Origin of the sequence: Pseudohongiella spirulinae (genome assembly GCF_001444425.1) — a bacterium.
Classification (GTDB): Bacteria; Pseudomonadota; Gammaproteobacteria; order Pseudomonadales; family Pseudohongiellaceae; genus Pseudohongiella; species Pseudohongiella spirulinae.
On record NZ_CP013189.1, the window covers coordinates 1,194,921 to 1,213,765 of the forward strand.

Sequence of the window (18,845 nt, forward strand, 5' to 3'; positions counted from 1 at the left end):
GTGATAATTATCGGTGCAGGGATTGCTGGACTGGGGTGTGCGACAAAGTTAGTTGAATCCGGTATTCCTGCAGACCGTATTGTTATTCTGGAAGCACGTGACAGGTCAGGTGGCCGAATTCACAATGCGGCTGATGACCCCATGTTGGACATTCCACTGTCCGGGATTTCCCCTGCAGCGCTCGAAATGGGAGCTGGCTGGATACATGGTCATGGGAAACAGCACCTCTTGAGTCAGTTGCTGAGCGAGAGCAAAGCAGGGGAGCCTGTTGTTACCGATTGGCGCCGGACCCAATTCAGCTATCAAGGTTCCGGCCGCCAACTTGGATTGTTGGCGATTGGCAGCGCGATGATGCGGGTCGGTTTCTCTGCAGCGATTGGCTATGCTCGAAGAGCGCTGACCTCTAAACATCAGTCCAAAGCTGCGGCGTCGACGTTGTTTCCTGTTGCGAGCTTGCACCGGACGCCCGAAGCGCAAATGTTGCTTTATACTCAGGCTGAAGCCAGTTATGCGGCTCCTTTGAGCGATATGGCTGTCTCGTTACTCGGCCAAAATGAAACTCAAGGCATTGACGCACAGCCGCATGAAGGTATGTCGTGGTTTGTCAAGAAACTGGTTAATTGTGCGCCGTCTATTCGTTATCGTGCGCGCGTGGTCAGTCTGTCGCACGCCTCCCCCGATGAAAGCGTTCAGGCGCACGTCTGCTGCGCAGATGGTAGTGCGCTCAGCGCCAGGTTGGGCGTTGTAGTTACGGTGCCACTTGGGGTACTGAAAAATGACATGATCAAGTTCTCGCCACCACTTCCTCCTGCGCATCTGGCGGCATTGAAGCGTGTTGCAATGGCGAAATTCACGAAAGTGCTTGTGATATTTCCAAGACGATTCTGGGACAGCGGCAAGCACGGTTTTATTGTTGTACGCGACGATTCCGCAGCGCGCAACGAGCTTCATTCGGCATCATACCTTTGCGTGTGGCACAATGTCAGCGCAATCCATGGCGCTGCGCCGGACAAGCCAAATGCATTATTGGGTATTGCCACCAGCCATGGTGCTCTGCATGTGGACTCATTGACGGAGAATGAGTTAGAACAGTTGGTTAGTCAGCGTCTATGTGCAGCCTTTGGTCTGGAGACGCTTCCGTTTAAACCGCTGGCAATCCTGCGGTCTGCCTGGAACAACGATCCATTGAGCGGCTATGGCGCTTATACCTACCCAACTTTGGGTGCGCAGAAAGCTGATTTCGATGCGCTGGCAACAGACTGCCCGCCTTTTTACTTTGCCGGGGAACATACCTGGCTCAAAGAAATCGGAACCGTACACGGTGCGCTGCAAAGTGGGCAGGCCGCTGCCCTGCGCATCATCGAAAAGGTTCTGACCTGAATTCCCTGCTGTATGGCTGGAACTTGAGTAGTTACGACAATAAAGGAAATCTGCGCTCTGAAGTTCTGAGCGACTGACTTGAAGGGCAGGACAATTGGCTGATTGACTGGCGGGGTGAAGGATTTGGATTTATAGTCGGGAACAAGGAATAGGCGTGCCCTGGAAGGTCGTGCGGGCACGGAATGTTGGTAAGGTGTGCAGAGTATCGGGATTTTCGGTTTAAATTTATCAAGTATTCAAAAAGATGGTCTTTTTTAATTATGGATATTCGTGCATACGCGCTATACAAAAGTTATGTGAATACTCAAGGTCTACAAAGCAAGGAGAGACAAATTGGAGTATGAGTTCGAAAGTCTTAACCCCGCGGAAGTTGCTATCCTGTGGCTGGCCTCTGACCTGACCAGAGATGATAAAGAAAAACCGACAATTCTGGCTTCAAATGCAACCTTGATATTGATGACAGTTTTGGCCCAGGGTTTTGCCAAGCTCAATAATCCTCGACTAGCCGAAAGAGCATTGTCTGAGATTTCAACATACAGCAAAGACTTGGTGCAGCATATCGCAGAACGTGGAAGCTATGTGCGCTACGATCTCCCAGTCAGAAAGCTGCTAGAGAAACTAGATGACATCGGTTTCCCCTTGGTCATTGATGAACCAAACGTAGGGAAAGAGGGGAAGAAGCGTAGCAAGGTCTCTATTGCCTATGAGCAAGCATCAGAGATGTATGAGAACACCCTTAGAGAGCTCGAGGAAAAAGAACTACTCATAGATCCACCCTGGTACAAAAACTCATTAGCTGCCGGCTCACTTATTGTTCTATTGGGTTCAGTTCCCCTGGAGATAAACATCAAGACGGAAAAAGGGCAGCAAGTCGTCACTTCAGCAGAGGCGAAATTTTGGAGCTATGAAAATGTTGTAGATGGTGACTCTGAGAATACTCATATCAATATCAAGCTTGCAAAGTTTATTGATAAAGCCGTAGAGAATCTTGGTTCAGGTTTTGTCGACGCGTGGAAAGAGCAAAACCCTGACCGAACGGAAAGTCTGGAAATTGAGTCCGAGCGTGTATCACATAACAAGCAAAACCAGCCGGACGCATAAATGCGCCGCTGTTTTGGGCGTTATGTGTTTCAGTGCCATTAGAGAGCTAGGTGAGAAACGATGAATCTTGAAGACCTTGGGAACATTGGCGAACTGATAGCTGCTATCGCAACTATAGCCACGTTGGTTTATCTGGCTCTTCAGATTCGGCAGAATAATGACGCCACCAGAATCAGTGCCGGTCAGTCTATACTTTCTTCGCTAAACGAATCGCTTCAGGTGGCTTCTTCTTCGCCACAAACTGCTAGAGTTCTCATACTTGGCCAGTCGGATTTCGAGACTCTGCCTGATGATGAAAAAGCCCAGTTTACTGTATGGGTATTTTCCTGGTTCAGGGTCCTCGAGCAAGGAGAGTATTACCACAGGAAAGGATACCTGGAAGATGAAGTGTGGCAAGGACATGTGGAGCATCTAAAACAAATCATGAAAAGCGATGCTGTTGCCCAATGGTGGGAAAGTCGGCACCATTTTTTCAATGACGATTTTCAAGCTCTCGTGAACGAGGCGAGAATAGCAGAGACAGAAGCAAAACTACCTCGCGATGTTATTGAGAAGATAATAATTGAATCCTAATGAATCTTATCCGTGAACCATTTAGCGACCAACACATAACAAACGATTCCACGCGACCAGCTGCGCTGGCGCGTGAATTCGGGCGGTCCTCAATCTTTTTCATAAGGGATTGCGAAAATTGAAATACCCAGAACCACTGAAAAAAGGCAGTCGCGTTGCTATTACGGCGTTTTCGTCGGGAATTGCTGAGCGTCATGAGAAACGATTTCAGGAAGTTGTTCGAACGCTGAAGCAGCGTGGTTACGATGTCGTAGTCGGGGACTGTTTAAAGTCCAGGAAAAAGCATGTTAGCGCTCCGAAGGAGCAACGAGCTGACGAGTTACTGCGATTTCTGACCGACGACAACATAGACGCTGTTGCCCCTCCGTGGGGCGGAGAATTGGCAATGGAGTTACTGCCTCTGCTGGATTTCAAGCGAATTTCAAGAGCAAAACCTAAGTGGATATTCGGATTCTCTGATGTCAGCACGATTGCCGCATCGATTAATTCCGTGGTTGGATGGGCTACCGTGCACTGCTCAAACCTTATGGATCTGGTTGATACAAATGTTGAGCCGCTGATTGCAAACACCTTGAATCATTTGGAAACACCTGTAGGCGGCACTTTTGTGCAAACTGGCTCTGAAAACCATACAAGAAAATGGCCGGAGATTGAAACTGAACCTTTGGCTTATGTCGTTGGCGAAACAAAGACCCAGTGGAAATGGCTCGTTAGGCCCATGTCCGTGGATGCTGTATCAGGACGGTTGATCGGTGGGTGCTGGGACACCCTGTTTCATTTATTCGAAACACCATTTTTGGCGCTATCCGAGCTGAATTCAAAATATGAAGAGGGATTGCTGCTGTATCTTGAGAATGCGGAAATGAGCCCTTGTGACCTTGTTCGTACTATCCATAACATGCAATTTCGCGGTGTGTTTAATAACGTGAATGGGCTGATACTCGGACGCAACTTACGGGCAGACTCACAAATTGAAGATGACTTAACTTATCTTGACGTATTGACTGAACATCTGGCGAACAAGAATATTCCGGTAATGTACGACGTGGATATTGGGCATGTGCCACCGAACCTGACCCTTATCAATGGAAGTGTCGCTGAAATCAGATTGGTAAACGGCCAGGGGTCAATCACACAGTGGTTAAAATGAAAAAAGGATTACTGACATTCTTCTGTGGAAAAATGGGCGCAGGTAAAACAACCTGGTCTCGTGAGATCGCTCAAGCGCAGAATGCGGTGTTGCTGTCAGAAGACGAGTGGTTGGCATCACTTTACCCGCACGCAATCAAGACCCTGGATGATTACATTGAGCATGCTGGTCGGCTCAAAGCGCCGATGAAGAAGCTGGTTCAGTCAATTTTGTTATCTGGTACGAATGTGGTCATGGACTTTCCGGCAAACACTGTTCAGCAACGCGCCTGGTTCAGGGGCATTTTTTCTGAAATTCAGGCGCCACATGAGCTGATATACATTGATCACTCAGACGAGACCTGCCTGTTGCATATAGCCAAAAGGCGCCTGGAGCAACCAGAGAGAGCAGCAACGGATACCAAAGAAATGTTTGATCGGGTGACGGCGCACTTTGCGGCGCCAACAGCCGATGAAGGATTTAACATTACTGTGATTGCAGCGACGTCACCCCGAAATTGAAGTGTTAACCGGCATGTAACAATCACAAACAGCTCGGCCCTGCAGGTCCGGATGAAGGCCTAAAGGCGATTGCTTCTGATCAACCACTCGGCAATAAGCAGATTGATAGTCAATCCAATGAGTCTGTCGTAGTCATGAAGCAGTTGAACCAGAAGCGGCCTGAGTGTTTCCACCTGTCCAAGCGTTAGCGCGGCAACGGTTTCGACGAATAAGGGTGTGACCACTGCAAGGGAGATTGCGACGGCGCGGTACATCCAGCGTCTATGCGCAGCGATTTGGCGTTTGAGTACATGACCAAACGCGATTGTGAAGGCCACGACCATACTCAGGCTGACGATGACCAGACCCGTGAAGCGCATGCCACGTTCTTCCGGTGTGAGAACCAGATGCATCCAGACCCCTGACGCAGCCATGATATAGGCACTTAGTAGAGCAATTCGCCCACTGATGCGATGCCCCTGAAGGTGTTTGTGTCGGAATGCGGGCGAGAACTGTAAGGGAACAGTCAGGAAAAAGGCGATGCCACTGCTGCCGTGAACCAATACTGCCAGCGGCGCTTCGAAATAGCGTGCATTGACAAGGGACGTGAGAAATTGGGAGTCCACGGGTCCGATCAATACCAGCAGGACAATCAGAATGGCTGGAATACCGGGGATGGCGGTTAATACAAACAAGGTGCCCACCAGCGGCCAGTTGTGTTTTACAGAGGCAGAGGCGATTACAGCAGGTGAATTGTCGAATTTATCTGGACTGATAGAAGTCATCGGTTGGTCTCGTCGGCCTGGTTGGTTAACATGCCCTAAATGTTGCGCTAAACCGTGGAAATCGTCGTCCGGATCTAAAGGTTCGGACCTTCAGGAATAAAAAATATGGAAGATTGCCGTGTCAGATAGCGCTGTTGCCTATTTTTTGACCAGTTCATCCCTGGCTATCATCGGATTCAGTGTTCATCTATTGCTTTTGCGCTCGGCAAAACAGCCGGTGTATTTGCCGTTGGCGGGCTGCCTGAGCGCAGTTGCGGTATTGATTTGCCAGCCGGTTGTTAAAGAGCTCGCGCCCGGTCTGCAAACTTATATTCTGCTGCTGGCCTTGCCCGCGTTGTATCTTATTCCACCTTGCTTCTGGCTTTATGTACAAGGCATCACCAGCAGTGCAAGGTGGCGACCTGAACGCGCTCATCTCAAACATTTTACTCCTGCTGGGCTCGGGCTATTCATTGTTATTTGTGCACTGCTGCTACCCGGTGAACTACGCGATGCGATGCTGGTGGAAGAGGACATTTCTGCGCTGACATCAACACCCGACATGCTGCGCTTCATTGTTTATGGTCTGTTGATCATCACCTTTATGATGGTTCTGGGTTGGGTTGTGCAGGCGGGTTTCTATGTTCACTCAGTGTTTCGCCGCTTGCACAGCTATCGGACTCAGCTGAGGGAGTTGTTCGCCAGTACTGAGGCACGGGAAGGGCGCTGGATTCTGTGGCTCATGCTCGCTGTCGGTGGTGTCTGGCTGCTGACGGCCGGCATTCTGCTGTACGGCAACCTGGTTGCCCCTGTCCAGACAGATATTGTGATCAGAGATCTTGTGATTCTGATTATGGTCTGGAGCGTCGCGATATGGGGGTTGCGGCAAAAGCCGGGCTTTGAAGAGGTGTATCAGGGTGATAAAGAGGCGCAGGAGGTGCTTAAATCGATCACTGACGTTAAATATCAGCGCTCTGCTTTAAACCAGCAATTGGCTGAAAGTATTGTGACCAAACTGAATCACGCCATGGAACACGATCGACTCTTTTTGGATGCCTCACTGTCATTGCCCAGGCTTGCCAGGCATATCTCACGCTCGGCGAATCACATTTCACAGACCTTGAACGAAACCATGGGGGTCAATTTCTTCGACTATGTGAATCGTTACCGGGTCAATGCTGCTAAAGAACAGCTGCAAAACACGGACGATACGGTGCTGGATATCGCGATGAATGTTGGCTTTAACGCCAAGTCTTCGTTCTATACGGCTTTCAAGAAAGAAACGGGGATCACGCCCAACCAATTCCGAAAAGCCAGTTAAAAAGGAAGATTAATGAACAGTTACCTTGGGTCCTGTCTGTGTGGCACTGCAAAATTTGAAGTGCAGGGTGAGTTTGAGAGCTTTTATCTGTGCCACTGTCGGCATTGTCAAAAGGATACCGGATCTGCCCATGCGGCCAATCTGTTTTCGCAGTCAGCCAAACTGACCTGGTTGGCGGGATCGGATTCTGTGACAACGTTTACACTGGCGGGCACGCGCCACAGTAAAAGTTTCTGTCGGTGTTGTGGGTCCGCACTGCCATGCACGCACATGCCTGGTTTGCTTGTTGTTCCTGCTGGATGTCTGGACACAGAAGTCTCTATAAAACCAACAGCCCACTTGTTTACAGCCAGCAAAGCGATTTGGGACAAAGAGTTAGAGGCCTTGCCTGAGTTCGAGGGGCCGCCCAAATAGAGCCCGATAGCCCGCGCCGACTATGAAGCTGAAATCGGTGTGGGATTTATTTACCTTTTCTAAACTGTCTTTCGGGCGATCAGAAAGAGACTGGATTTGTCGGGGATCCATTGTTCAACGATCTCAAAGCCAGCGTGAGTGACCTGCTTCAAGTATTCATCTTTGGTCATCAGGTTGATATGGGGTGCCCGGCCAAACAGTTGCATCACCTTGAGTATCCAGCGAACAAAAACCGGCTCATGTTTCAGTAATGCTGTGCTCGATACAAAGACGCCACCTGGTTTAAGTACCCGATGAACTTCGTTGAGTGTGAGCTCAGGTGCCTCTACCAGGTGCATGATGTTGAGTCCCAGCACGGCGTCATAGGTCTGTGCTGCATAGTCAAAATCCTCCAGTTGACCGATACTGAACGAGATGTTTGATACACTCGCTTGTTCAGCGCGTTCTCTGGCAATGGTGATCATGGCAGTTGAGATGTCACTGGCATCAAGGCGTGCCACGTGTTTCGAATGCACCAAAGCCGTACTGCCGGTGCCACAACCAAACTCAAGTACCACATTGTCGGGTTTAAGGTATTTCTGAGTAAGCTGAAGTTTGCGCTGATAAATCGACTCATCGGGCACCGGTTTTTTTGAATACTTTGGTGCCAGTTTGTCCCAGAAGCGGGCTGAGGGATGTTCTTTGCTCATTTTCTCTGGATACCTTGTTGTATGTGCTGGATGATTATGAAATGTACCAGCAGTCAGACATAGAGTCCTTTCTTTCTGAGTGTCTGGGCAAGCTTGCTATTTGATTCAATAATGCCTTCGGAGAATGGGGGAGTGTGTAGAGCGTCGTCAGTCACGCGCCTCATCCAATAATACGCGTAATTTCCTCAATACCGGCAATACAGCTTTCGCGTCCTCAGTGCCAAACTGAGGTATCAGGGCCATGATGTCGGGTGTAATCATTCTGACGGCCGTGTCACGCAGTGTGCGCCCCGCATCGGTCAGATAAATGAGTTTGCCGCGCCCATCCTGCGGATTCGGCTCCATGCGGATCAGGCCTCGTTTCTCCAGCCCGGCCAAGGTATGTGACATGCTGGTTTTTGGCACCTGAAAGGCCCGCGCCATTTGCAGAGGCGTGCGACCATCCCCCAGTCTGACCAGATGGTTCAGTGCGCTGAAATGATGCTGCGTCAATCCATCACCCAGCCGCGATTCCAGCAATGCCCGGCTGAGCTGGGCGATGATGCCGATTTCGTTAAGCACATCAAACATCAATTGACCGTTATCGGATTCAGGCGTTGCGGATTTTTTCATCCAGTCTCCATCGGGGTGTGCGGGCTACGGGCGCAGCATACCCTAATCGCCCCAGCATCTGCACGGTTTCCCCGCCCTGAGCGAGCATTTCCCGCGCACGTCGGTAGTGGGTCTGCATCTGCGGGTATTCCTGCAGGCATTGACTGACCGGGTGCAGGGCCAGACCAGCCTGCGTTGTCATCAGGTTAAGTCGCACCCAGGCCCGACCGGCCGCAATCTGCTGCTCGCGGCTGTTGCCGGGCGTGCACAGCCAGACAAACGCAGGCGTGGCGGTAAACATGCTCTCGTACATATCAAGGCCAGTCTGCCAGGCAAACGTGCCGGGCGTGGCAAGTGCTGTTTTGGTCAGCAGTCCGACGCGCTGCAATCCTTCCAGCGGCATGCCGCCGACATCAATGCCATCCGGCGAAGCGTTGATGGCCGTTTTGCCCAGACGCATCAGGTCAATACTTTCCTGAAGCGTTGCCGGCGTTTCATACTCCACTTTGAATGCCTGCCAGATTAATTCACGCAGGGCCACGACCTGATCAGAATCATTGCTGCCAGCGAAGCGTACGCCAGTAATATCCGGATTGAGACCTGTCAGGGTGCTGGTGGCAACCGGTTGGCTGTCAAACGGCTCTTTTGTTGAACGACGCTGCAGGATGCTGCTGAACAGCGGGTCAGCGTTACGCTGTTGGCTGTTGGTGGCGGCGTTTAATGGCTGGAAAACGATTCTGGCAACCGGGTTTGAGCCGAGCAACTGGCCATTACTGCCTTGCGGAAACAGGGTTGTGCTAAGGCTATAACCCTGCTGACTCGCGGCGATCCGCTTCAATTCCAGAAAGCAGCCCAGGCCAATGGTTAACTGGCGGTCGAAGGGGTCGGTCTCGGGCAGCCGGCGGGTGGGATCGGCCAGCAGAGTGACCACATTCGGCTCCGACAGATCAACCATCCAGGGCTGCAGGTTGTGCGGGTTGGGTGCCAGAATTGCGTAGGACAGGGCAAAACGGCGCGGTTCATTGTACTGTCCGGCTTCGTCCCAGGGAGCCAGTGCCTCGCTGGGTGTGCGGGTCATGGAGAAACCGGTAATTCCGCCGCCAGCGGCGAGAATAATCCCGCCACCAAGCGTGGCAATGAACTTTCGGCGGGTCATTCTGTTTTCTTGTGTGCTCATGACGTTTGCCTCTAACGATGACTGATTGGTAAGTCACTATAAAGTACGATATCGAACTAAACAAGTACGAAATCGAACTAAATGTGTGTGGCTTCTAAATTTGTAGTGATATGGCTGGAGATGTGTGATCTGACTGGAGTAATTCGTAATTTGACATCCAGGGTCACGTGAGTTATTACCGTTAAACAACCGTCGCGAAAGCTGTATGCTCTTCGCCGGTGAGGAGGCAACGTGAATGTCGCTGCACAGAGCAAGGTACTGATAGTCGAAGATGAGACTATTGTTGCGATGGACATCCAGCGCAGGCTGGAGAGGCTAGGCTACCGGGTTACGGGCCTGGCAGCCAAGGCAAAACAGGCACTTGATCTGTTGGAAGGAGACCCTCCGGATATTATCCTGATGGATATTCATCTGAATGACACGCTGGATGGCGTTGATATCGCCAATATAATTAACCAAAAGTTTCATATCCCCGTCATCTTTGTCACTGCGTATTCAGAAGACTCCACCATGGGACGCGCCACTCAGGCACGACCCTATGGGTATTTGCTAAAACCGTTTTCCGAACGCGATCTGTACGCCGTGATCAGTATCTCTCTTGAACGTTCAAAGTGGGATCAGGAAATACAGCGTCGCGAAGCACAGCTGAGGCTGGCTATTGATGCCGCTAACATGGGGACCTGGGAGATCGGAGAAAATACCGGTAATCCGATCGTTCTGGCTAATCTTCCGCATCCGGATCTGGCGCATGTATCAAGCTGGGATGAGTTTCGCCCGTTGATCGCGATTGCAGACAGAGGCCGGGTCGACCTTGAAATAAACGCCCTGCAACGCAGGATAAAGCGTTCGATTGAGGTTGAGTTTGAGATTGTCGATACGCAAAAAAGACAGCGTTTCTATACTCTTTACGGTATCTCCGGAAACCGCGGTGATGAGCATTGCTGTGACGCAGTGGGCGTCATTCAGGATATCACCGAACGTAAGCGGATGGAAAAAGACCTGAGGCAGGCAGCCCTGGTGTTTAACACAAGCTCTGAAGCCATCGTGATTGCGGATGAAAGTCTTAAAGTTATAAGCGCAAATGCGGCTTTCTACAGAATAACCGGGCTAGAAGAGCCAGATGTGCAGGGTCAGCCGCTGGCCTTATTGTCAGCAGACAGCATTGGTCGTCAGGCGCGCAGACAGATGACGGCAAAGCTTAAGCGGGGAGCGAGCTGGAGAGGAGAAATTCGTTCGTACCGGCGAAATCAGCAAGTTTTTCATGCCTTGGTCAACGTTTCCCGGATGACTCATAACGGCAGCGCGGCCAGACAATATGTCATCCTTATATCCGATATCACGGAAATACGCAGTGCCCAGGCTGAGCTGGCTTACATAGCCTATTACGATTCCCTGACTGAATTACCCAATCGTCATCTGTTCATGGACCGCTTGAATATGGCACTTGCACATGCCGAACGGACTGCCCGACGATTGGCTATATTGTTCATCGACCTCGATCACTTCAAACGTGTCAACGACGCCCTGGGACATCAGATTGGTGACCAGATGCTGCGCACTATATCGGATCGATTGCGATCGGTTTTACGTAGCTCGGATACCCTCTGCAGGATTGGCGGCGACGAATTTATTGTCATTGCCAATACGTATGGTACGTTGCAGGATCTTGAGGTTCTGGCTCGCAAAATCATTGATGTTGTACACCAGCCGTTGACGCTCGGTAAAACTGAATTTACACCGGGTTGTAGTGTTGGTATCAGCATCTATCCGGATGACACCAGTGACAAGGATGATCTGGTCAAGATGGCTGATACCGCCATGTATTCTGCCAAAACCATGGGGCGGGGTTGTTATTCATTCTATCAGCCACAAATGACACGGCAGGTGGCGCATTACCTGAACAGGGAGCAGGAATTGCGCAATGCACTGCAGAACAATGAGTTCGTTTTGCACTATCAGCCGCAGTTCAGCGCGGATGAGTTGTCGATCATTGGTGTGGAAGCACTTATCCGCTGGCAACACCCCGAGGCTGGGCTGCTCTCGGCGGCCGAGGTCATTCCGGTTGCGGAGCACAGTAATCTGATCGTTGATGTGGGCAAGTGGGTGATTGGCGAAGCCTGCAGGCAATATCGCACCTGGGTTGATGCCGGATTGCCGGGCGTGCGCATTGCCGTCAATGTGGCAGTCAGGCAGCTAAAAGACCCGCAATTTGTCAGTATCGTAGCGGACGCACTGGCAGCCCATGCTATGCCCGGAGAATTTCTGGAACTGGAGGTTACTGAGTCATCGTTACAGAACTCGGAGGACAGTGTTTCAGCACTGCGAAGAATTGAGTCCCTGGGTGTCACAATCTCCATAGACGATTTTGGTACTGGTTATTCCTGTATGAGCTCATTGAAACTGCTACCCATCCATCGGCTGAAAGTTGACCAGTCGTTTGTCAGAGACATACCTGGTGACCGCAACGACTGTGCTATCGCAACCGCGATCATCGTTCTCGGTCATGAACTTGGGCTGCAGGTTATCGCGGAAGGAATAGAAACGCGGGAGCAGTCTGAATTTATTTGTGCAGCGGGCTGCGACGAACTGCAGGGTTATCTATTCAGCAAGCCACTGCCGGCGGAAAGTCTGGCTGATCTATTACGCGGAAATGACTGACGAGCCCAAGAGCGGAAAAGACATGGCGAAAGCGAATCATTCAGAACGGCTGGACAACGATGAATTAATGCACTTTGCCATCGAAGCGGCGCCCAATGGCATGGTTATTGTCGATGACAGCGGCCAAATTGTGCGGGCCAATTCCAGTGTTGAAACACTGTTTGGATACCAGCGCGATGAATTGCTCGGTCAGCCTATCGAACAACTTGTGCCGGCGCGATTTTCGCAGGCGCACCCAAAGTTGCGCGCCAGGTATGTCGTGAACCCCCAAGCGCGAGCCATGGGGCACGGGCGGGATCTGTATGGTCTTCACAAAGATGGCAGCGAAATACCGGTGGAAATTGGCCTGAATCCGATAACAATCGGAGAGCGTGTTTTTATCTTCGCCACCATTGTTGATATTACCGAGCGCCAGCGTGCGCAGGAGATGGTTCACCTTGCTGTCGAGGCCGCTCCCAACGGGATGATCATGACAGACAAGGAGGGGAAGATTACGCTCGTCAATTCCATGATAGAAACCATGTTTGGCTACAGTCGCGAGGAGCTGATTGGTGCCAACGTAGATATACTGGTGCCTGTGCGCTTCAGAGAGGATCATCCGGGTGTCAGGCATACTTACACCCAGCAGCCGGTTTCCAGGGCGATGGGAAAGGGACGAGATCTGTACGCATTGAACAGGCATGGCGAAGAGTTCCCGGTTGAAATAGGGCTGAACCCGTTGCGGACAGCCAACGGCGTAATGATTCTGGCATCTGTTGTCGATATTACAGAGCGCAAACAACAGGAAGAGTCTTTGAGATCCGCCTTGCTCGCCAAGGAAACGCTGCTGGCGGAGATTCATCACCGAGTGAAAAACAACCTGCAGGTCATCGACAGTTTGATCGGGATGCAAATGGATCAGGTGGCTGGGGAGCAGGCGCGAGCTGCACTTATGGAAAGTCAGAATCGCGTCAAAACTATATCCCTGATCCACCAGATCCTTTACCAATCTCAGGATTTTGCCCAGATCGACGCGAAAGAGTTGATTACCTCCCTTACTCATAATCTGGCTCAGTCCTATGGCATGGATCGCGATCGCATTGATCTCCAACTGGACCTTGATCCTTTGCTGCTATCGATGAACCGCAGTTTGCCTCTGGGTCTCATCGTTAATGAACTGGTCACTAATGCCCTGAAGCACGCTTTTCCGGGCAACAGGTCTGGAACGTTGACGGTTACCCTCAAGCGTTCCGGCTACAGCAGGGCTGTATTGGCAGTCACTGACACTGGTATAGGGCTGCCAGCTGATAAAGTTACCAGTGAAAGTGCGTCGCTGGGTCTGCGGTTGATGCACGCATTGACGGCGCAGATTGAAGCTGAGCTGGACGTGACCAGTAGAAATCCGACCCGCTTTGCCTTGAGTTTTGACCTGGAACGTTTAACCAATTAACACTTGTATCCTGCTTGGAATGACTCACGTATATGGACTTATGGTGAATTGACGGGAAGGATGAAATCGTTATAGTTCGGACAAAGGTGAGGAGGTGTGCTTTGGAAGGAATCGCACTATGACAATGGATAAGGTCATTCAGAAGCAGCAGCGACCATGGTGGCAGTGGCTGGCAGGATTTGTGGTGGTTGGCCTGGTCGGATGGTTTATATTTCAGACTGTGGTTGATGCCTCTGTCAGATCAGTGCGGGTGCCAGCTGCGCAACTCATCATCAGCAGCGTACAAATGGGTACTCTCGAAGATGTGATTTCCGTCCGAGGAACGGTTCAACCACTGAACAGTGTTTTTCTGGATGCTGTTAACGGCGGCGTGGTTGAGCAGATTTTTGTGCAGGAGGGCGCCTTTGTTGAAGCGGGCCAGCCATTGCTGCAGCTAAGTAACACTTCCTTGCGCCTGAGTGTTGCCAATAATGATACGGCTATCACTGAACAGCTCAACTATCTCACCAATATCGCCAACGGTTTTGAAACCACCCAGCTGAATACCGAGCGGGAAATCATCAATCTGGAATACCGTATCACCACGCTGGAGCGCCAAATGAACCGTCATCAGGAACTGGTGGCGGAGCGCATGATTTCGCAGCAGGATTTTGAAGCAATTGTAGATGAACTGGACTACAACAGGCGGCTGCTGGTGAACACTCGGGCCAGGCAGGCGCTGGAAAACCGTATCCGCCAGTCCCGCCAGGTTCAGATTGCTGAGCAAATAGAGAAGCTTGAGGACAACCTGACGCTTGCCCAAACCAGTTTTGAGAGTTTGCTGGTGAGGGCGCCGATTTCAGGCCAGCTGACCTCGCTGCCGGTGCAGATTGGCGAGAGCAAGCTCAACGGTCAGCGCCTGGGGCAGATTGATGTAGTCAATCAATACAAGGTTGCCGCCCAGATTGACGAGTTTTATGTGTCCCGCGTATCGCCCGGCCAATCAGCCCGGTTCTCCCTGTCTGGCACAGAGTACAGCGTCGTTGTTGACCGGGTGTATCCGGAAATCACCAACGGTCTGTTTACTGTTGATCTTATTTTTGACCAGAACGTGCCAGATAGTCTGCGACGTGGGCAGACCCTGCAGCTGGAACTGGTGCTGGGGAGCCCACAAGAGACGTTGCTGTTGCCGATTGGCAGTTTCGTACAGGAAACCGGTGGTAACTGGGTGTTTGTGCTGGATGCATCCGGACAGAGCGCTAATCGGCGCGAGATTGTGACAGGCCGTCGTAATAACCGCTTTATAGAAGTCCGTGAGGGGCTGGAGACGGGTGACAGGGTGATTACCTCCGGTTACAGCGCCATCATTAATGCCGAGAGGGTGCAGTTGGATCAATAAATTCACATTGGATATCAGGGAAACCACTACCATGATCAAACTTGAAAAGATCTGTAAGGTACATCGCACGGAAGAGATTGAAACAGCAGCACTCGATAACATAGACCTTACAGTGGACAATGGTGAGTTTGTGTCCATTATGGGCCCGTCCGGTTGCGGCAAATCTACCTTGCTCAATATGCTTGGGCTTCTCGATACTCCCAATAGTGGTCATTACTTCTTTGATGGTGAAGATCTGGCCGGTTACAGCGAGTCACAGCGTGCCAGCATACGCAAAGCCAATATTGGTGTGATCTTTCAAAGTTTTAATCTGATCGATGAACTGACTGTGTCGCAAAACGTTGATCTGGCGCTCTTGTATCAGAAGGTGCCCGCAGCGGAACGAAAGGCAAGAGTTGAAACTGTTTTGAAGCGCGTGTCGATTGATCACCGCAGTAAACATTATCCCCAGCAACTGTCAGGCGGACAGCAGCAGCGTGTGGCCATTGCGCGTGCCATCGTGAGCAATCCGAAGGTTCTGCTGGCCGACGAACCGACCGGAAACCTGGACACCCGCAACGGGGATGAAGTGATGGCATTACTCAAAGAACTGAATCAGGAAGGTGCCACGGTGATTATGGTGACGCATTCCGAACATTATGCAGCGTATGGCACCCGCGTGGTGCGCCTGCTGGATGGGAAAATTGTAGACGCAAACGCCGAGGCCAGCGCTGACGCCGTTCTTTAAATTCAGTTCTACGCGAGGGATGCACCGTGTTCTACAACTATCTGATCGTCGCGTTACGTAATCTGCGCAAGCAGCCCGGTTTCACCGCCATCAAAGTGCTAAGCCTGAGTCTTGGGCTGGTGTGCAGCATTCTGGTGCTGATGCATGTGCAATACACCCGCAGCTACGATAAAGATTTTGACAACTGGCAAAATATTTATCGGGTTGTCACCAGTATTACCACGGATCAACGCATAGACAGCAGCTGGATAGCCGAAGGCATTTTTAACCCGTTGTTACAGGATTACGGGCAGATCGAGACGGCTGCCAAAATTGTGGGCACCAACGGACTCTTTGCCTATCGTGATGTCGCGGCACCCAATGAGTATCATTGGGTCGATCCCGAATTTTTATCCATTTTTTCATTTGACTTTCTCCAGGGTGATGCTGGCACTGCCTTGACCGACCCCAACACTGTTGTGGTGACCGAAAGTGTCGCCAGAAAGTACTTTGGTCAGGAAGATCCGATGGGTAAAACCCTGACTCTGGAAAACAGGAGAGATTTGCGCGTCACCGGTGTTATTAGTGATCTGCCATCCAATACCCATCTGGATATCGACATCATGATTGGCTCGCCAACCGGTCGCCAGATTGTGGGCGAGACTTTTATGAATGGCTCGGCGTGGTCTTTATATAATGGCACCATGGCGTATGTGGTGATCCCTGACCCAGCCTCTGCCGAAGCGATTCGTGCGGATTTTCCAGCTTTTATTCAGCGTAATATACCTGACGCTCAGCGTGAATTTGCGGTGAGCCTGGAAACAACGCTTGATCTGGAGCCGCTCGCTGATATTCATCTGTCACCTCGGCAGGGCTTTGCTGCGGCGGATCACAGCCGCAGACTGGTAATGATTGGACTGGTGACCTTTGCGGTACTCATTCTGATCAGTTCCTGCATCAATTTTGCCAACCTGTCCCTGTCGCAAATGCAGCAGCGCGCCAAGGAAACCGGAGTGCGAAAGACGCTGGGTGCAACCCGTTACGATCTGTTAACTCAGTTTCTGGTTGAATCGATGTTGCTGACCTTGATTGCATTGCTGGTCGCGTTGCCTGTCATCTATCTTGCCACTGGTCCTTACACGGCATTGACTGCTACTGCGTTTACATTTGCAGATATGTTCGGGTCAGCGTCCATTGCCAGTATCGTATTTTTTGTGACGCTGACCGGCTTTCTTGCGGGCCTGGTACCTGCACTGCGTATGTCACGTTTTTCGCCAACCGCAGCCATCAGTGGTAAACGTGATGGGGGCAAATCCAGTCGCCTGATTCGTTCAGCGCTGACGGTCGTGCAGTTTACTTTTGCAGTGGTGCTGGTGATTCTGGCGATTGGCATCACCTTGCAGGTGCGGCACCTGAACAATATTGATATTGGATTCAACCGCCATAATCTGGTGGTACTGGACAGCATGTACAACCCGCGTAATCCGGAGCAGTTCAACTACGATGCGATGGTGAATGACCTGCAGCAGCATCCCGGTATTTTGACGGTTGGAAAAGTTTCGCAGGCACCACCTTTAAATGGCGGTTACAACCCATGGCGTCATGTCAACTGGCCAGCGGAAGATTCCCGCCCCGTCAGCCATCTTGGTGTGGATGAAAATTACCTTGATGCCATGCAGATTCAGTTGCTGGCCGGTCGCAATTTCTCGCAGGATTTTCCGGCGGATTACATGTTTGGACCGCTGGATCCCGAAGAAACATATGGCATTATGATTACGCCTGCTGCGGTTAGAAATTTCGAGCTTGGCAGCAATGAAACGGCAATTGATCAGATTCTGATGCTGGGTAATTTCAGTTTCAGGGTGGTAGGTGTCATAAACGATTTCAGGTTGTCAGGCGGGCTTGAAGACACCCTGCGCTCCACGTCCATTCTGCGTGCAAGCAGACAACCTATGCGCACTTTGCTGATCCGCATTGACCCGGCGCAGCGCGACAGTGCCCTGCGGCATATCGACAGCGTGTGGGCCACACATCGACCGGATGCGCCCATCGACCGTGAGTTCTACGAACAGAGCTTCAGTCAGCAGATCTACGAAGAAACCAATGGCATCAATCGCGCGGCTCAATTTGCGGCTTTGATCACTATTGTAATCGCGGCTTTAGGTTTGTATGCCCTGGCGTATTATTCAACCGAGCGTCGCACCAAGGAGATTGGTGTGCGTAAAGTGCTGGGTGCCACCGCACGATCTATCGTCGAACTGCTCAGCCTGGATTTTATCAAGCCGGTGATTGTGGCCTGCCTGATCGCGAGCGTGCTGGCGTATTTTGCGACCGGATTTTTCTTTGAGCAGTTCTCCGCTCAGGCCAGTGTGTCACCGTTGATTTATCTACTGGTGATTGCCGGAATGATAGTGCTATCGCTGGTTACGGTGGCAGCGCAGTGCATCCGCACGGCCAGAGCTGATCCGGTGCAGTCATTGCGTTCGGAGTGAGCGGGCAGGATGGTCGGCTATGTCAGTCGGCCATCAACCAGCCCTTGGTCACGGCTTTGTTCAATCTTGTCAAAAACCCTAACCCCATGAACAAAATTCTGAAATACACTCATGGTCATGAAACCGAGCTGTTGGCGCTATTGAGCGAAGAGTCAGACTGGAGTTCCTTCCTCGACGCTGCTGCCATTGACACGTTCAGGCAGTGCCTGCTGGAAACCGAAACTTACGTGTGTGAGAGTGAGGGGCAAATCTGTGGATATCTCCGTGCCATCGTCGACGGGTTTGGTGTGTATGTCAGTGAGCTGTATGTAGCCCCTCAACACCGCGGCAATGGTTTTGGTGTCAGGCTGCTGGGCAGGATCAAGCAGGCGTTTCCGAATCAGGAGGTGTATGTTCTTTCGGATGAAGACCTGTATTATGAAAAACTCGGTTACCAACGAATTGGGTCGATTTTCCAGCTATGATCGCACCAGGAAAGTAGCCTGACAGTGATAGAGCAGCAGCAATCAGATCGGCCTGGTGCGCATTAACTGACGGCAATTT

At 51.2% G+C, this 18,845-nt stretch carries 17 protein-coding genes; 13 read left to right on the forward strand and 4 right to left on the reverse strand.

Features of this window, described 5'->3' with window-relative positions; genetic code table 11:
- The 5 genes from PS2015_RS05405 (at nucleotide 1) to PS2015_RS05425 (ending at nucleotide 4,704) form a co-directional block, all read left to right on the forward strand.
- Nucleotides 1–1,380 carry a flavin monoamine oxidase family protein gene (locus tag PS2015_RS05405; RefSeq protein WP_237113415.1) on the forward strand — a complete coding sequence of 460 codons (1,380 nt, stop codon included), beginning with the start codon at nucleotides 1–3 and terminating at the stop codon, nucleotides 1,378–1,380.
- Between the two features lie 333 nt (nucleotides 1,381–1,713).
- A complete protein-coding gene (locus PS2015_RS05410) occupies nucleotides 1,714–2,481 on the forward strand; it encodes a hypothetical protein (RefSeq protein WP_058021265.1) in 768 nt (255 codons plus the stop codon).
- Between the two features lie 60 nt (nucleotides 2,482–2,541).
- A complete protein-coding gene (locus PS2015_RS05415) occupies nucleotides 2,542–3,054 on the forward strand; it encodes a hypothetical protein (protein ID WP_058021266.1) in 513 nt (170 codons plus the stop codon).
- 118 nt (nucleotides 3,055–3,172) lie between these two features.
- The gene (locus PS2015_RS05420; protein ID WP_058021267.1) at nucleotides 3,173–4,204 is read left to right on the forward strand and encodes a S66 family peptidase; all 1,032 of its coding nucleotides are present in this window, start codon (nucleotides 3,173–3,175) and stop codon (nucleotides 4,202–4,204) included.
- A complete protein-coding gene (locus PS2015_RS05425) occupies nucleotides 4,201–4,704 on the forward strand; it encodes a P-loop nucleotide/nucleoside kinase family protein (RefSeq protein WP_058021268.1) in 504 nt (167 codons plus the stop codon). Before PS2015_RS05420 ends, PS2015_RS05425 begins: the two co-directional genes overlap by 4 nt.
- A 59-nt stretch (nucleotides 4,705–4,763) precedes the next feature.
- On the opposite strand, the gene PS2015_RS05430 is transcribed toward PS2015_RS05425, so the two are convergent.
- On the reverse strand, nucleotides 4,764–5,468 hold the full coding sequence (locus PS2015_RS05430) for a DUF2306 domain-containing protein (protein WP_058021269.1): 705 nt from the start codon (nucleotides 5,466–5,468) through the stop codon (nucleotides 4,764–4,766).
- Between the two features lie 118 nt (nucleotides 5,469–5,586).
- Between PS2015_RS05430 and PS2015_RS05435 the strand changes: the two genes are divergently transcribed.
- Both PS2015_RS05435 and PS2015_RS05440 read left to right on the forward strand, forming a co-directional pair.
- The gene (locus PS2015_RS05435) at nucleotides 5,587–6,768 is read left to right on the forward strand and encodes a helix-turn-helix domain-containing protein (protein WP_058021270.1); all 1,182 of its coding nucleotides are present in this window, start codon (nucleotides 5,587–5,589) and stop codon (nucleotides 6,766–6,768) included.
- Nucleotides 6,769–6,780: 12 nt separating this feature from the next.
- On the forward strand, nucleotides 6,781–7,182 hold the full coding sequence (locus PS2015_RS05440; protein WP_058021271.1) for a GFA family protein: 402 nt from the start codon (nucleotides 6,781–6,783) through the stop codon (nucleotides 7,180–7,182).
- 59 nt (nucleotides 7,183–7,241) lie between these two features.
- Here the strand turns inward: PS2015_RS05440 and PS2015_RS05445 are convergent, their stop codons facing one another.
- The 3 genes from PS2015_RS05445 to PS2015_RS05455 form a co-directional block, all read right to left on the reverse strand.
- Entirely contained in the window at nucleotides 7,242–7,871 is a 630-nt protein-coding gene (locus PS2015_RS05445) for a class I SAM-dependent methyltransferase (protein WP_058021272.1), read from the reverse strand.
- A 147-nt stretch (nucleotides 7,872–8,018) separates the two neighbouring features.
- Nucleotides 8,019–8,483, reverse strand: coding sequence for a MarR family winged helix-turn-helix transcriptional regulator (locus PS2015_RS05450; RefSeq protein WP_058021273.1), 465 nt, complete (start codon nucleotides 8,481–8,483; stop codon nucleotides 8,019–8,021).
- On the reverse strand, nucleotides 8,461–9,639 hold the full coding sequence (locus PS2015_RS05455; protein WP_237113390.1) for an Acg family FMN-binding oxidoreductase: 1,179 nt from the start codon (nucleotides 9,637–9,639) through the stop codon (nucleotides 8,461–8,463). Before PS2015_RS05455 ends, PS2015_RS05450 begins: the two co-directional genes overlap by 23 nt.
- Nucleotides 9,640–9,870: 231 nt before the next feature.
- Between PS2015_RS05455 and PS2015_RS05460 the strand changes: the two genes are divergently transcribed.
- The 6 genes from PS2015_RS05460 to PS2015_RS05485 all read left to right on the forward strand — a co-directional run bounded on the left by PS2015_RS05460 (nucleotide 9,871) and on the right by PS2015_RS05485 (nucleotide 18,766).
- Entirely contained in the window at nucleotides 9,871–12,297 is a 2,427-nt protein-coding gene (locus tag PS2015_RS05460; RefSeq protein ID WP_058021274.1) for a two-component system response regulator, read from the forward strand.
- A gap of 22 nt (nucleotides 12,298–12,319) precedes the next feature.
- A complete protein-coding gene (locus tag PS2015_RS05465) occupies nucleotides 12,320–13,726 on the forward strand; it encodes a sensor histidine kinase (protein ID WP_058023161.1) in 1,407 nt (468 codons plus the stop codon).
- A gap of 118 nt (nucleotides 13,727–13,844) precedes the next feature.
- Complete coding sequence (locus tag PS2015_RS05470) at nucleotides 13,845–15,104, forward strand: efflux RND transporter periplasmic adaptor subunit (protein WP_058021275.1); 1,260 nt, start codon at nucleotides 13,845–13,847, stop codon at nucleotides 15,102–15,104.
- Between the two features lie 31 nt (nucleotides 15,105–15,135).
- Nucleotides 15,136–15,831, forward strand: coding sequence for an ABC transporter ATP-binding protein (locus tag PS2015_RS05475; RefSeq protein WP_058021276.1), 696 nt, complete (start codon nucleotides 15,136–15,138; stop codon nucleotides 15,829–15,831).
- Nucleotides 15,832–15,857: 26 nt separating this feature from the next.
- Nucleotides 15,858–18,302, forward strand: a complete 2,445-nt coding sequence (locus PS2015_RS05480; protein WP_058021277.1) for an ABC transporter permease — start codon at nucleotides 15,858–15,860, stop codon at nucleotides 18,300–18,302.
- Entirely contained in the window at nucleotides 18,299–18,766 is a 468-nt protein-coding gene (locus PS2015_RS05485) for a GNAT family N-acetyltransferase (protein WP_058021278.1), read from the forward strand. Before PS2015_RS05480 ends, PS2015_RS05485 begins: the two co-directional genes overlap by 4 nt.
- The last annotated feature ends 79 nt before the right edge of the window (nucleotides 18,767–18,845 follow it).